This is a genomic window from Thalassotalea euphylliae, assembly GCF_003390375.1.
Lineage (GTDB): Bacteria > Pseudomonadota > Gammaproteobacteria > Enterobacterales > Alteromonadaceae > Thalassotalea_F > Thalassotalea_F euphylliae_A.
Map to the genome: position 1 here is coordinate 1,414,954 of NZ_QUOT01000001.1, position 15,779 is coordinate 1,430,732.

The following is a 15,779-nucleotide window of genomic DNA, read 5'->3' on the forward strand; positions in this document are numbered from 1 at the left end:
TTACCTATTTATTAACGGTACTATATTAGCAACAAGCTAAAGCAAAGGAGTCAACGTGGAGCAATCATTAGACCTAAACGAAATAAGAGCACAAATTACAGAAACCGACCAGCAATTGCTCAAGCTCTTTGCCAAGCGCCGTTCGCTCACACTTAATGTTGCTAAAAGTAAAGCACACCAGGTACGTCCAGTACGAGATCAACAGCGTGAGCAAGAATTGCTGATTCGTTTGATAAAACAAGGTAAAGAACTAGGGTTAGATGCCCACTACGTGACCAGCGTGTTCCAAACCATTATTGAAGATTCAGTGCTTAACCAGCAGGCATACTTGCAAACCTTAACTAACCCTAACTTACAATTGCCGATGGTCAGCGTGGCCTTCTTAGGCAACAAGGGTTCATACAGCTACCTTGCTAGTCATCGTTACTTCTCACGCCGCGCGGAAAAAATTATTGAATCAGGCTGTCAAAGCTTTGCCGACATTATGCAACAGGTTGAAGCTGGCCACGTTGATTACGGCATGCTACCCATTGAAAATACAAGCTCTGGTAGTATCAATGAGGTTTACGATCTGCTGCAACATACTAACCTTGCAATCGTTGGCGAAATCACGCAACCCATTGAGCATTGCTTGCTAACAGCGGTTAATACTCGTTTAGATAATATCAAAACCATCTACGCACACGGTCAACCATTTACACAGTGCAGTAACTTCTTAGACAAGCAACACGACATTCGTATTGAATATTGCGATAGCACAGCCGATGCGATGGCAAAAGTCTATGAATTACAAGATGAAACGGTTGCAGTTATTGGCAGTGAAGAAGGTGGCCACTTGTACCAGTTACACGCCTTAGAAAAATCCATTGCCAATCAGGATGAAAACCATAGCCGCTTTATTCTTGTCGCACGAAAGCCAGTTGATGTTGCTGAGCAAATTCCTGCGAAAACGACCTTTATTCTAGCAACAGGTCAAAAGCCAGGTGCCTTGGTGGAGTGTTTATTAGTGCTTAAAGAGAAAGGCATTAACATGTGTAAATTAGAGTCTCGCCCTATTCAAGGTCGCCCGTGGGAAGAAATGTTTTATATTGATGTGGAAGCCAACCTTAAATCAGCGGCAATGCAAGAAGCTATCGGTGAATTAACCGAGCTAACTAAGTTTATCAAAGTGCTAGGCTGCTACCCTATCGAACATATTTCGCCAACCAGCGTACCGGCTGCAGAAATCTAATCGTATTTGATATAGAAAACACCTAACAAAAAGGCACGCTAATCAGCGTGCCTTTTTTGTTCTTTAGCGCCTTATTCAATTAACCTTGCTGCTCTTGCTGTTGCAGTTTATCTAGCTCATGTGCAATCGCTTCTGGTGAGCCGGTATTTCGGCACAACCAATAGTATGCACTAGGCACAACAAATAAGGTGAAGATACTGGCTAGCGATACACCGGCAAAAATCACCACACCAATCACCATGCGACTTTCATGGCCCGGACCTTGTGCCATCACTAAAGGAATCGCACTAGTCACAGTCGTGAAAGTAGTCATTATGATAGGGCGTAATCGCTGCTGAGAAGCGTGAATTAATGCCGTTTCAAACGCTTCGCCTTTGTCACGTAACTGGTTCGCAAATTCAACAATTAGAATACCGTTTTTCGCCGCTAAACCAATTAGCATAACAATACCAATTTGGCTGTAAATATTCAGACTCATGCCCATATATTCTAGTCCGGCAAGTGCGCCCACTAACGCTAAGGGTACAGTCAATAAAATAACGAATGGATGAACAAAACTTTCAAATTGAGCTGACAGTACAAAGTATGTGATCAATAGAGCCAGTGCGAAAATAAACAGAATAGAGGTGCCTGATTCTTTTAATAACAATGACTGACCTTTGTAATCCACTTGCGCTTCATCCGGCAGTTCATCTCGTACCACTTGGTTGAGAAAGTCCAACGCATCACCGAGTAAGTAACCGTCAGCTAAGTTGGCAGTAATCGTGACACTGCGCAAACGGTTGTAGCGATTCAAACGCGATGATGTCGCATTTTCTCTTATTGTAATTAAGTTCGAAAGTGGGATAAGTTCATTGGTTTCACGCGAGCGCACATAAACGTTATTGATATCAGTCGGGCTAGCAAAATCAGCTTCATCACCTTCCAAGATAACGTCGTACTCTTCACCACGGTCAACAAATGTAGTAACGCGGCGTTGACCCAACATAGTTTCAAGCGTTTTACCGATATCACCAATTGGTACACCTAAGTCGTAAGCGCGGTTGTGATCTATTTCCACGAGCAACTGAGGGAACGTTTCTTTGTAATCACTTTGCACGCTTTGTAAGTTAGGATTTTCTTGCGCTCTGGCAACAACAATATCTCTCCACTTCGCTAACTCTTCGTAAGTGTTTCCTTGGATCACAAACTCTACTGGCTGACTATTGCCTGAACCGCGCAGGCCTTGGCGCATAATAGCAAACGCTCGCACATCGGTTACCGATGACAATTCACCATTCATTCGACCCGCAAATTCAGCCGTTGAAAACGCACGTTCGTCCCATTTAGGTAAACCAACAATGGCAATACCACTTGAGCCACCAAACCCTGGCACACGTACTAGCACGCGGTCTAATTCGCCACGCTCTTGATACGCTAATAGCTTACTCTCAATCTGCTGCATGTTCTTAACATTGCTTTCGTAGCTTGCCCCTTCGGCACTGTTCATAATAATAAACAGATCGCCTCGGTCTTCTTTTGGCGTGTACTCGTTAGGCAATTGCAGAAATAGGCTATACACGGCGTATAGCGAAGCAATAACAATGGCAACTAACAATACTGGCTGATGAATTGAGCTTTTTAACGCATTAGCATAACTTGCTTCTAATCGGGCAAAGCCTTTATCAAGTAGCTGACCAAACGAAGAACTGCGCTCACGGTGTTTTAGCATTTTTGAACACAGCATAGGCGTTAACGACAATGCTGTGATACTTGAAAACACAACCGCCGCAGCAATCGCTAAGGCAAACTCAGTGAATAACCGGCCCATATTACCGGAGATAAAAATCAACGGCACAAATACAGCTACTAACACTAATGTCGTCGCCACTACCGCAAAGGCAACCTCACGCCCACCTTCATAGGCGGCCATTAATGGCGTTTGTCCTTGTTCGATACGGCGATAAATGTTCTCTAAGACCACAATTGCATCGTCCACAACCAAACCAATAGCTAACACCAACGCCAGCAAAGTAAGTAGGTTGATGGAGAAGCCCAGTGCTGATAACGCCATCATCGAGCCAATCAGTGCCACAGGTACAGTGACCGCAGGAATAATGGTTGCGCGAATATTGCCTAGGAACAAGAAGATCACCAAAATCACCATCATCATGGCGATGAACAAGGTGTTGTACACTTCGTCGATTGAGCCTTGAATAAACACTGACGAGTCGTAACTGTTGCGAATGGTAGTGCCTGTTGGCAGTGATTCGCGAATTTTTCCCATCTCAGCACGCGCCGCTTTTACCACGTCTAAGGTATTGGCTTTCGACTGTTTAATAATGCCAAGGCCGACCATGTTTTTACCGTTACCGCGGAACATGTTTTCATCGTCTTCCGCAGCCACCTCAACACGAGCAACATCAGCTAAACGCACTAGCTCACCATTGCTACCTTTGGCAACCACCATGCGAGCAAAGTCTGTTTCTGAGCGATAACTGCGCTCGACCCTTATAGAAAAGTCGCGATCAACTGACTCAATTTCACCCGCCGGTAACTCAACATTTTGCGCACGTAATGTGGTTTCAATATCATCTACCGTGACACCGCGTGCCGCCATAGCAACGCGATCTAAAAAGACTTTCATCGCATAGGTGCGACCGCCACCAACACGCACCTGTGCAACACCGTCTACCACAGCAAAGCGGTCAACAATATAACGCTCGGCATAGTCAGTAAGTTGCAAGGTGCTCATGGTGTCACTTTGCATTACAAACCAAACAATTACGTTGGCGTCACTGTCAGATTTAAACACTTCTGGCGGATCTGCCTGTTCTGGCAATTGGCGAAGTGCACGCGAGATTCTATCGCGCACGTCGTTGGTCGCCGAATCAATATCGCGGTCTAGCTCAAACTCAATGGTAATGCTAGAACGACCAACACGACTGGTTGAAGTTATATTTTTAACCCCTTCAACACCACTGATGCGATCCTCTAAGAGCTGGGTAATTTTAGTTTCAATGATTGCCGCTGATGCACCGGGGTATGAGGTATTGATACTAACCACTGGTGGGTCAATGTCAGGGTATTCACGCAGCGGTAATAGAAAAAACGCAACAACACCGAAGGTGACAATGAGCAGGTTGACAACCGTGGCAAAGACCGGACGTTTAACTGATAAGTCAGATAAAATCACTATGATGGCTCCTGTACTTTCGGCTCAAGAACCTTCACTTGTGTTCCACCTCTGAGTTTAAGTGCCCCTTCAACCACGACTGCTTGGTTTTCGTCTAAACCACTTTTAATTTCCACCATACCCGGCTTACGACGGCCAACAATTACCTGTTTACGCATCGCTTTACCATCATTAACAACAAACACGTAGTGGTTGTCTTCAATTGGAATAATGGCACTTTCTGGCACTTGCAGTACTTGTTCAACACTGCGTTCAACGTTAATGCTTAATAGCATACCTGCGCGCAGCGCATAATCAGAATTAGGAATTTCCGCACGTACTTTTACCATGCGAGTTGCATTATCAATACGCGGATCAACTGAGACAATTTTACCCATAAAGACTTTATCGTCGTATGCAGTGTTAGTTGCCTCAATCGCCTGTCCGACCGCAATCGTGGTATAAAAACGCTCAGGTACTGAGAAATCCACTTTGACCGTACTTAAATCGTCAAGTGACGTAATCACATCGCCTGATTGTACAAACGCGCCAACACTGATTTCACGAAAACCTAGCACGCCATCAAAAGGTGCCGAGATGGTCAGTTCATTGAGTTTTGTACGGGCACTTAACAGCTGAGCGGCAATTGCTTTGGTCTGCGCTTCTTGCTGGTCAACTTGCGATTTCGATGTTGCTCTTTTAGTTAATAGATCTTGAAAGCGATTTAACTGAGCAACAGACTCTGCTAGGTTGGCCTCTAACTCTCTTACTTTCGCTGCCTCTTCTTGGTTATTCAGGCGAACTAAAATATCGCCTTTTTTAACAATTTCACCGTCTTGAAAAGAGACTTCTTCGACAATGTCGGAATAATTTGAAGTGATCAGTACCTGCTCATTGGCACGAGCATTACCTAGAGCTTCAATCACATCTTTAAATTCTTCAGTATGAGCAGCGGCAGTTTTTACTGGCACAATGCGCTGACGACTTTTCTTCTCGCCCTGCTCTGCAGGCCAATTAATAGTGATAATAAGCGCAGCAAGTAAGCCAAAGATAAAAATAAAAGGTAAACGACTTTTTATAGAGCTAGACATAACAACTTAAGCATGAAAATTTAATCGTGAAAATATACCGGAGTTCAAGTTCGGCAACGATGTTATTCATCTGAAAATATAGGACGTTAACCGAAAAAACGTTAATTCCCCCTCGATGAACTAGCACTAATGCCCTGCCATTTTGGCTTTTGCGATTAGTGCTCGCCATGCTAGACCTGTTTAGTTAGTCGCTTATTTCAGCTTGTTTTGTTTTGGCACAACTATTTCAAAATGCTTAGTCCTCCCTTGCCTATTTTAACTCGCCTAGCGATTTCGTTTGGGTATATAATCCAGCCTCTTACCTTAAAAAATAAGAAGTTAACGTGAATAAATTAGCTGCTCTTGCCTTTGCCGCTTTCGCAACACTCGGCGCCTTAATGTGGTATGCCGCCAGCCAGTCAATGGATCAATATTTAACCGAATATCAAGTCACCATTAATCAGCAGTTGCCAGAAGGAAGCGAGTTTTCACTTAGCGATTTATCAACGAAAGCAGCTGAAGATTCAGGCTTTATTGGCAGCGTTAAACTGCTATTACCCATTGAAAACACCGACGAACTACTAGCGATACAGCTAACTAACATTAGCTGGCAATACGAAAAACGCAGTTTAAAGAAAGCCGTTGTACAAGTAACCCAAATGACAATTGGGGATGCGACTGTTTTACTTCCTCAGCAAGGTGCACAGCAGGCACTCGCCAATTTAACAACACAGCTAGATACGCTAGTAAAGCCAGCGCTTGAGCGACAATTGGGCCTAATGGGTCGTAGTGAGTTCCAGTTAAACATCAACAAGTTAATGCTAGATAAATTGTTCATCACGTTAACCGCTAGCGGCGAGCCAAGCCACGAAGTGATTGCGCAACAGCTGACACTGACAAATGAGCATCTCGCGAGTGAGCAGCAAATGAGTATCGTTGGCGCGTATGTACTACAAGCGATTGCTTTAGAAACAAAAAATCAGCTACTAAGTCATTAATTGCACGCCTAAATACTTGTAATCCTGTTAAGGCAATGCAATGCTGACTACTTAGTGCAAGATCAATAAATTAAATAAAAACTATAATAAGTGCCGATAAAAAGTAACGATAAAAAGCACCTATAAATAAAAGCATAAAAACTAAAAAAGGATGATTTGTATGAATAGTTTTAGCTGGCTGCCACGCTGGCAACAAAATGACAAAACTAGCTTCACGGCTCGTTTAATGTGTTTGTTGCTTGCATGCTTTAGCTTAAGCGCTAATGCGCAACGCGCTGGTGACGTTAACGGTAATGAAATAACGCCTTACGTTGGTTATATGTTTGGCTCTGACATTGGCGCTGCCGACGGTAGTGATATCGCAATGTCAGATGACGCTCATTTAGGGATTGCTTTTTCTTGGCAAGATTCGCCAAACGGTCAAGGGCAAGTGTTGATCAATTATGTGAAACATGACTTTGATAGCCAAATCGATGGCACAACTGAAGATCTAACCCTGCTCTACGCACACTTTAGCGGTGTTGCACAATTTCGTCAGCAAAACTATGTCACGACCTTCTCGCTAGGTTTAGGCGGTACATTTATGGATAGCGATTATGAAAGTGGGCTATACCCGTCAGCCACAATAGCCATCGGTACACGCTACGAATTTTCGCCGACATTAGCATTTGTTACCGAAATAAGAACTTATGCCACATTGACCGACGATGATGACGACTTCTTTTGTGAACAAAGTATTTGCGCGGCAGAGTTTGACGATACTCTGTATATCGACACATCAATTTCTGTTGGCTTAGCGTTTGTTTTCTAGCTAAGCGCATAAAACACATAGCTATACAGACTAAAAGGCCAATCGTATGATTGGCCTTTTGTTTGAATGCTTTATACAGAAGCCTCTGCTTCGCTAGCTTTCACAACCGCTATGAACGTACAAAAGACAGAATATCTGCAACAAGGTTTGTTTTTGGTCGCTCAATAATACGTCCGACTTCCTCGCCATCTTGTTTAACAATAATAGTTGGCGTGTATTTAACGCCGGAAGCTGTAGCTCGGCCTTGTGGTTCTTGTTTGCGAATATCAAGTGCGATTAACTTGGTTGTTATGTTTGGGTTTACACTCAAGGCTTTTAGCAAGCGTGGCACTTCGCGCTGACTATCATGACACCAAGCACCAAAGTAAACATCTAAGCTAATGTTGCTCGGCAGGCTTTTCACTAGCGCCACTTGCTGCTGGCTAAGCTGGTAACTTTGGTAACCCTTCGCAAAATATGGGTAGTCTTTAAACAGCTTTTGTTCGGTAACATCGCCGGTGATATAGGCTTTGTGATGGTTTTGTTGTGCTTTAGTAGAAGAAGATGAATCAGCAGTTGTTTGACAAGCAGCGAGTAGAATGACGGTTAACCCTACAACTAAGTATTGTGATAATTTTGAATGGAAAGGCAGCATAATTTTTTTAATTGTCATAAGGGCGTGTTGAACTTTCGAGGTTGAATTTTGTTCATTCTAAACGCTTTCTGATCGCGGCGCTCGCTTTGTCGCATAGTCGTTCTATGTAAAAAGCGAGCAACAATGAGCAGGAAGCGTTTAGATGAACCCAATCTAATAAATCAAAAGGGGCAGCGTCTGTTTGAGTTTTCTACTGTGTTGGCACTTGCTTATGGAGAATGACTACACTGCACAAGTGCCGCCTTGTACAAACCCCAAACAGACTGCTGCAAAAACAACCCTGAAAGTCCAACACGCCCTAGCTTATGCTGCCATTGTAACCTTATTTTATCTCATTGGCTTTAGCTAACATGCCTTTGCTTTCAGCTAAGAATATATTGGCGTAATCACCAAACCAAGCTGAAACTTGGTCAAACATTGTGACGAAAGCTTCTTTATCGCCCATTTCTACGTCTTCCAACAACTCTAAGAAACGGTAAGCAAAGCGTTTCATCATAGCAATGTTATCGCTATTGGAAAAAATAATATCCGAATATAGCTCTGGATTTTGCGCAAACAAACGTCCCACCATAATAAGCTCTAAGCGATAAATCGGTGAGCTCATATCAACAAGTTGCTGCAAGTCTGCACCTTCCGTCATTAAATGGTAACCGTAGGCAATTGTGGAAAAGTGACGCATTACTTGCACCATTGCCATCGCACGGTCGTGCTCATTTGCAGATACAGGGTAAATAGTTGCGCCCCACACTTTAAATTGTTCAAGTACCCATTGGTAATGTTCGCTACCACGACCTTCACAGGAAATAATGGTTTGCTTGATCAAACTGCCAACATCAGGGCCAAACATTGGGTGCAAACCAAGAACAGGTCCCTGATGCACGTTTAACATTTCATACAAAGGAAACTCTTTAACACTGGTCACATCAGCCAAAATACATGACGAAGGTAAATTCTCTAATTTTTTAATAATCATCGCCGTAAAGCGAATTGGCACAGCAACAATCACTAAGCTAGCTTTGGCTAGAATCGCTTCACTGTGATCCCAATCATCTTTTTCAATAATGTGTACTGTGTAACCAGAGCGAGTAAACAAATCAACAAAGATACGTCCGAGTTGGCCCTGACCGCCAATAACAACCACTTCACCGCAATCAGGGTTAACACAACGATAGCCACTTTCATCTTGGCTTGAATAGGAATCTTGCATAATTCGACGCAAGATGTCTTGCACAAGATCAGGATTTACACCTTGCTCACTAGCCTGCTTGCGACGCTGTTCAATTAAACTCGCTTCGCGATCTGGGGCATAAATTGGCATGCCAACTTCACTTTTTAGCGCACCTACCCGACTAGTCACCTGACGGCGTTTTGCCAATAACTGGACTAGCTCACTATCTAGTTGATCAATTTCAGCACGGCATTGCGCAAGCGCTTCAGTGATATCTTTCATATGCTTATCGTTGTTAACTTATTTTTTCGTATTTGTTTCGTGTTTTTTCTTGCTTGCATTCGCATGGGCGATTTGAGAATTTGCCAACAACAAGAATGCCAATTAGGCAATTCTTGCTTTTAACACGCCAGCTAATTTAGCATCGGCTTGCGCAAACAATGCCTCTGTTGTTGCAAAATCAATACAAGCATCAGTGACTGACACACCGTATTTCAGCTCATCTTTTGGTAAATTTGCGCTTTGATTGCCAGCATTGATATGGCTTTCCAACATAATACCAATAATTGACTTGTTGCCTTCACAAATTTGGTTAACCACATTATCTGCAACCAATGGTTGGCGGCTGTAGTCTTTGTTTGAATTACCGTGGCTACAATCAACGACGATTGCTGGTTCAAGTTTTTGGTTCACTAAGTCTTGCTCACATAAAGCAACATTGACTGAGTCGTAGTTAGGTTGCTTACCACCACGTAAAATCACATGACCATCTGGGTTACCAGAAGTTTTGATAAGCGCCACTTGTCCTTGCTTGTTAATCCCCATAAAACGGTGTGATGAGGCTGCTGAGTGCATCGCATTAATGGCAACATCTAAGCTACCATTGGTACCATTTTTAAAGCCAATCGGCATAGATAAACCACTGGCCATTTCACGGTGAGTTTGAGATTCTGTAGTACGCGCACCAATGGCTGACCAGCTAAATAGCTCCGCTAGGTATTGCGGGCTAATTGGGTCTAGCGCCTCTGTTGCGAGTGGTAAGCCAAGCTCTGTTAAGTAGATCAGTAACTCGCGAGCTTTGCTCAGACCTGTTTCGACATCAAATGAGCCATCCATATGTGGGTCGTTAATTAATCCTTTCCAGCCAACAGTTGTTCTTGGCTTTTCAAAGTAAACACGCATCACAACAAACAAGCTGTCTTGGTATTTGTCATGCATTGCTTTTAAATTACGGGCGTACTCTTTCGCCGCTTCAATGTCGTGAATTGAACATGGACCACTGATCACTAATAAGCGATGGTCTTTCTTGTGAATAATGTTTGAAATCGTGCGACGCGAAGCTTTAACAAATTCACGCCCCTCTTCACTTAGCGGTAGTTCGTTGCGCAATTGTTCAGGTGTGATCAATACCTCTTCGGCATTAACGTGAATGTCGTTCAAGGTCTTTACATGTGGTTGTGTGCCCATAATCGTTTCCAGTGAAGTCGTTAATTAAAATAAATTATAGAGTAAAGGTGTCAGTAAGCGACGCGTTAAAAAGCCTAAATTGCGGGCTTTGGTGTTTAAACGCTTACCTTACAAAAAGAGGTAGAGCGGTAATATCGATAACTTTTTAACATTTCAATAGTGCTCAGTATGTTCAGTTGATCTGTTTGGCTTTAAACCAAATTGAATAGTGTCTTGGCTTACAAAGAACTGCACAACGAAATAATAATTTCACTGTTTAAGTTACTGCTAGCCTAAGCTAATTTGAGGCCATGATAGCCAGCACCGTCACAGTTGTAAAGTTTTATTTTCAGCAAATGTACACATATAATTACACCCTCTTATTTGGCACCATACTTTAGGCAATAAAAAAGGCCACCGAAGTGACCTTTTTCAACACAGTTAACGCAATTAATATTGCGTTTTGCCTATATCTTACTCGCAGAGCTTAGGCATGCACTTTACGCATATACAGGGAAACGTGAACAAATTTCTTGAACTTGTTCACGAACTTTAGCGTTAACGTCTTCGTTTTCAATATCATCTAAAATATCGCAAATCCAACCCGTCAACTGCTTAGTCTCTTCAACACCAAAACCACGGCGCGTAATAGCTGGCGTACCTAAACGTAAACCAGAGGTAACAAACGGTGAGCGAGGATCGTTTGGCACAGAGTTTTTATTTACTGTGATATGTGCACGACCTAAGGCTGCGTCAGCATCCTTACCAGTGATATCTTTATCGATGAGATCTAACAACAATAAGTGGTTTTCTGTGCCATTTGACACAACTTTGTAACCGCGTTCTTGAAGCACAGATACCATCGCTTTGGCGTTATCTAAAACACCTTGTTGGTATGCTTTAAACTCAGGCTGTAATGCTTCTTTAAACGCTACAGCTTTTGCAGCAATCACGTGCATTAATGGACCACCTTGGCCGCCTGGGAATACCGCAGAGTTTAGTTTTTTGTAAACGTCTTCGTCACCACAACCAGAAACAATCAAGCCACCGCGTGGGCCCGCTAGTGTTTTGTGAGTTGTTGTGGTAACAACATGAGCATGTGGTACTGGGTTTGGATACAAGCCAGCAGCAACAAGACCTGCAACATGTGCCATATCCACCATAAAGTAAGCATCTACTTTATCTGCGATTTCACGCATGCGTGCCCAATCAACAACACCAGAGAATGCAGAGAAACCACCGATGATCATCTCAGGCTTGTGCTCAAGCGCTAAACGCTCAACTTCTTCGTAATCGATATCACCAGTTTCTGGATGTAAACCGTATTGAATTGCTTCGTATAATTTGCCAGAGAAGTTAACGTGTGAGCCGTGAGTTAAGTGACCACCGTGAGCCAAGCTCATACCTAACACTTTAGCGCCTGGTGTCACTAATGCTTGGAATACTGCAGCGTTAGCTTGTGAACCCGCGTGTGGTTGCACGTTCGCGTAATCTGCACCAAATAATTCTTTAGCACGCTCAATCGCTAATTGCTCTGCTTTATCAACATGCTCACAACCACCGTAGTAACGCTTACCTGGGTAGCCTTCGGCATACTTATTAGTTAGTTGTGAACCTTGCGCTTCAAGTACACGTGGGCTGGTGTAGTTCTCTGAGGCAATTAATTCGATGTGAGCTTCTTGGCGTGCTACTTCATCTTGCATTGACTGCCATAATTCCGCATCGAAATCAGCAATATTCATATCCCGAGTCAGCATGTTTTATCCTCTACAGTGATAACGTTGATAATGATTTTGAGGCAGAATATTCTGCCCGAACTAGGGTAATTTGTACACGATAAACCAGCGAAATTTGTGCGCTCGTTTATTCCAATATATTTGCAGGGAACAACTTGGTTATATGCAGTAATTCTAAGCGAAATATATTGCGCCTCTAAGCGAAACATTGCGCTAGGAGATTAGCTAACTATACCTAATAAAAAAGAGAATAAAAACAGAATAAAAAAGAGGCTCGAGTACTATAAAAAGAATTTAATTCAACCCTTATTGAAAATAAAAAATTAAAATCAATTAAAAAATATTTAACCATTTATTATTTTATTTAACTCATTAAGTTCTTTAACCCGTTTGCGCTTGTAAAGGTAGGCACCCACTAACATGACGACAATTAGCAAGTTAGCAAACAAATATGCCGGCCATATCGGCTTCTCACTGGTTTTGGAAACTTCCCAGATATACCAGTTACCAATCGGCAATATAGCGAAGCAACTAATTAGCCAAAGGTTGGCATATTGAATCGCCCCTTTAATACCACTGATATTTTTTTCAAACGCCTGTTTAGGGTCGCTGGCATCCATGCGCCAAGTTTTAATACGAATATTGAACTCGATGACGGTATAAATCAGTGACCCAAATGCGCCAAAACTCAAATAAATGACGGTTGCCCAGTCAATAACTTGCTCGCTCAGCGAGTAAACAAGAGCAGCAAACAATGAAATTGTTGCCAGTACATCAAGCCCTAGTACTGTTTTTGCTGCTAGCGTACGCTTTTTCAATTGCTTAACCAATTGAGTAATATCAACTTTTTCGTATGGTTGTGATTGCCAGTCGTCAACTAATTCTGACCACTGTTCGTCTAGTACACTCGGCTCGCTAGTTTGCATCTCATGTAATTCAACGTCGGTTAGCTGCTTATCTGTCATTATGCCTCCAACAACTTCATCAAGGCCGTTTTGGCGCGCTGCAAACGAACGCCAACTAAATTGACGCTAATCGACAAAATATCCGCCATTTCTTGATAGCTCATACCTTCAAGCGCCAGTGTCACAATTTGCTGTTGTTCGAAGTTAAGCTGGCGAATGGCTTGTCTAAGACGTTGCTGTCTTTGCGCTTTATCAAGAGACTGGTAAGGGGTTGAACTGCCATCAGTCAGTGGTTGGTCATCAAGTTCGCTATCGGCTTTTACCGTTCGAACGGCTTTAGCTACATGAGTGGCTAAAATATTGTGAGCAATTTTAGCGACAAAGGTTTTTACCGATGCTTGGCCTTTAAATTTAGGTAAGGCTTGCCAAATGTTAAGCGCGATTTCCTGAAAGAGCTCTTCTTGAATTGCTGGCTTAGCCTCAAAGCCCATAATGATATGTTTAAGCATTTTTTCATGCGAATCCATCCATTGCATGAAGGTTTGCTGGTGGCTCAAAAGACTTTCCTTAGGACGGTGATTAGTGCAGCGAATACGACTATTTTCAGGTAACACTGACGCACGTTCAGATGTGCTAGCACTGGGTATTACTGAATAATCATTATTATTAGCAACTAACTGTATCATATGAAAAATCTCGAAGCCACGCTGGTTTAGCTAAGCGCCATTACCACTTTTTCTGATTTCAGCTTTTGTGCCAATGTCATTACCAACACTGCAGATAATGCAACTGTTGTGACACTGGTAAAGGCAAATGCCGACCAGTTAATTGTCAAACCTTTAAACAAGTCTTCCATGATGATGGATTGACCGGCAACTGGCAGCCAATCAAGCCACATTGGTCTATCGTCAATAAACATCAAAATAAAAGGTACAAAGGCAGGTAGCATAATCAGCATGGTGACGGTTGATTGCGCCTCTTTAAAACTTTTCGCTTGAAACGAGAAGAATAGCTGTAACGCTGCCGCCAAAATACAAATCGGAATCAACAGGCCAAGCAAGGCAACAAACATGTAAAGGTCAATGCTAAAGGTTGCACCAATTTTTGACAGGTCCACAAAACCGATTGAGATTGAGGTAACGACCAGCATTAAGATAATCGATAAAATTGAAATGGATGCAGAGCAAGACAACTTGGCCAGTACGATTTTGGTGGTACTTACCGGCTGACATAGCAACATTTCTAAAACGTTACGCTCACGCTCGCCCGCGCTTGAATCAATCGCAATCGACAGACCCGACATAAAGGCGCCCATTAATAGGTACAAGCCCAACATAATGCTAATCATCATGGCATTGCTGCTTGGCTGAGCGCGATCTTGCTCCACTAAATTAAGTGGCTGTAGAATACGCACATCAACACCGCGCATAATCAAACGTTTGTAGCCAATCGCTCGGGCGTGGTCGCGCACCACATCTTTAATACGACGAATCGGCGCTAGGCTTGGCTTGTCACTGTAATCGGCATTAAGCACGACGTTAATGATCTTCCCCTCAATCATGTCCTGACCATAAGTTTCAGGAATAGTGATGGTTATACCGCGCTCTTGCCAAATTCGCAGATCACTTTCTTCGGCTTCAGCTAACGGTAAAATATTCTCATCCGCTAAATCTTTAACAAGTTTAGGGGCATATTCAGCACCGACAAACTCTGCATACACAGGCGGTTTATCAACCATTTCTTTGATCATGGTTTTTGACATCACCATAATCATTACCGGCGCTAACAACGACATACTAAACGCCACCATCATAGCGCGCTTGTCACGAAACGCTTCTTTGAACTCTTTGATGACTAGTGCCTTTAACTGGCTAAATCCTGCACTCATTAGGCTGCCACTCCTTCGTCTGAACCAATTAATTTTACAAAAGCTTCTTCCAGTTGGCTTTCTCCCGCTAACTGACAAAGCTCCTCTGGTGTGCCCTCTGCCGCCAATCGACCATTAGCGACAATAACCACGCGATCACACAGCGCAGCAACTTCTTGCATGACATGCGACGAGAACAAAATGCAGTGTCCTTGCTCTTTAAAGCGACGTAAATAATCGCGAAGAATTCGTGTGCTCATCACATCCAAGCCGCGAGTTGGCTCATCCAAGACAAAGTTCTTTGGCTGATGCACTAACGCTTGTGCCAAGGTCACTTTCATACGTTGACCTTGCGAGAAACCTTGTGTTTTACGATGTGCTAATTCTTCCATTTCAAGGTCTTTAAGAATTTGCTCAATTGACGCTTTCTTTTTACCGCCAGATAAACCGTGAATACTGGCGAAATAGTCAATTTGCTCATAAGCCGTTAAGCGCTCATACAAACCAAATTTATCTGGAAATATCCCCAACTGGGCGCGCGCTAAAATCGGTTGTTCTAAGGCACTAATTCCATCAATAGTGGCAATACCCTCATCCGCCTTTAGCAAGCCGTAAAGGGTTCGCAGACAGGTTGTTTTACCTGCGCCATTTGGCCCCAAAATACCAGTGATCTCGCCATCGTTGGCAGTAAAAGATAAACCGTCTAATGCCTTGACGGTTTTACCAAAGGTTTTATGTAAATTTTCAACTTTGATCATG

At 43.0% G+C, this 15,779-nt stretch carries 13 protein-coding genes; 3 read left to right on the forward strand and 10 right to left on the reverse strand.

The features are described 5' to 3' along the window. The first annotated feature begins 55 nt into the window (after positions 1 to 55). Positions 56 to 1,231, forward strand: coding sequence for a prephenate dehydratase (pheA, locus tag DXX94_RS06295; protein WP_116014611.1), 1,176 nt, complete (start codon positions 56 to 58; stop codon positions 1,229 to 1,231). A gap of 79 nt (positions 1,232 to 1,310) precedes the next feature. Here pheA and DXX94_RS06300 read toward each other — a convergent pair whose 3' ends face one another. Beyond that, the gene (locus DXX94_RS06300) at positions 1,311 to 4,406 is read right to left on the reverse strand and encodes an efflux RND transporter permease subunit (protein WP_116014613.1); all 3,096 of its coding nucleotides are present in this window, start codon (positions 4,404 to 4,406) and stop codon (positions 1,311 to 1,313) included. Next, positions 4,406 to 5,476, reverse strand: coding sequence for an efflux RND transporter periplasmic adaptor subunit (locus DXX94_RS06305; protein ID WP_116014614.1), 1,071 nt, complete (start codon positions 5,474 to 5,476; stop codon positions 4,406 to 4,408). The genes DXX94_RS06300 and DXX94_RS06305 overlap by 1 nt, the downstream gene beginning before the upstream one ends. Positions 5,477 to 5,799: 323 nt before the next feature. Here DXX94_RS06305 and DXX94_RS06310 point away from each other — a divergent pair, with 323 nt between their 5' ends. Beyond that, positions 5,800 to 6,453 carry a hypothetical protein gene (locus DXX94_RS06310; RefSeq protein ID WP_116014616.1) on the forward strand — a complete coding sequence of 218 codons (654 nt, stop codon included), beginning with the start codon at positions 5,800 to 5,802 and terminating at the stop codon, positions 6,451 to 6,453. Between the two features lie 160 nt (positions 6,454 to 6,613). Further along, a complete protein-coding gene (locus tag DXX94_RS06315; protein WP_116014617.1) occupies positions 6,614 to 7,264 on the forward strand; it encodes a hypothetical protein in 651 nt (216 codons plus the stop codon). Between the two features lie 109 nt (positions 7,265 to 7,373). Here DXX94_RS06315 and DXX94_RS06320 read toward each other — a convergent pair whose 3' ends face one another. The 8 genes from DXX94_RS06320 to DXX94_RS06355 all read right to left on the reverse strand — a co-directional run bounded on the left by DXX94_RS06320 (position 7,374) and on the right by DXX94_RS06355 (position 15,778). After that, positions 7,374 to 7,916 carry a thioredoxin family protein gene (locus DXX94_RS06320; protein WP_116014619.1) on the reverse strand — a complete coding sequence of 181 codons (543 nt, stop codon included), beginning with the start codon at positions 7,914 to 7,916 and terminating at the stop codon, positions 7,374 to 7,376. Between the two features lie 304 nt (positions 7,917 to 8,220). Beyond that, positions 8,221 to 9,348: a bifunctional chorismate mutase/prephenate dehydrogenase gene (gene tyrA, locus DXX94_RS06325; protein WP_116014621.1), complete on the reverse strand. Its 1,128-nt coding sequence runs from the start codon at positions 9,346 to 9,348 to the stop codon at positions 8,221 to 8,223. Positions 9,349 to 9,450: 102 nt separating this feature from the next. Further along, a complete protein-coding gene (locus DXX94_RS06330) occupies positions 9,451 to 10,533 on the reverse strand; it encodes a 3-deoxy-7-phosphoheptulonate synthase (RefSeq protein WP_116014622.1) in 1,083 nt (360 codons plus the stop codon). A 479-nt stretch (positions 10,534 to 11,012) separates the two neighbouring features. Then, entirely contained in the window at positions 11,013 to 12,269 is a 1,257-nt protein-coding gene (glyA, locus tag DXX94_RS06335) for a serine hydroxymethyltransferase (protein WP_116014624.1), read from the reverse strand. Positions 12,270 to 12,592: 323 nt separating this feature from the next. Further along, positions 12,593 to 13,213, reverse strand: coding sequence for a hypothetical protein (locus DXX94_RS06340; RefSeq protein WP_116014626.1), 621 nt, complete (start codon positions 13,211 to 13,213; stop codon positions 12,593 to 12,595). Continuing rightward, entirely contained in the window at positions 13,213 to 13,839 is a 627-nt protein-coding gene (locus DXX94_RS06345) for an RNA polymerase sigma factor (RefSeq protein ID WP_116014627.1), read from the reverse strand. Before DXX94_RS06345 ends, DXX94_RS06340 begins: the two co-directional genes overlap by 1 nt. Positions 13,840 to 13,865: 26 nt before the next feature. Beyond that, positions 13,866 to 15,041, reverse strand: a complete 1,176-nt coding sequence (locus tag DXX94_RS06350) for an ABC transporter permease (protein WP_116014629.1) — start codon at positions 15,039 to 15,041, stop codon at positions 13,866 to 13,868. After that, positions 15,041 to 15,778, reverse strand: a complete 738-nt coding sequence (locus DXX94_RS06355) for an ABC transporter ATP-binding protein (RefSeq protein WP_115999400.1) — start codon at positions 15,776 to 15,778, stop codon at positions 15,041 to 15,043. Before DXX94_RS06355 ends, DXX94_RS06350 begins: the two co-directional genes overlap by 1 nt. Between the last annotated feature and the right edge of the window lies 1 nt (position 15,779).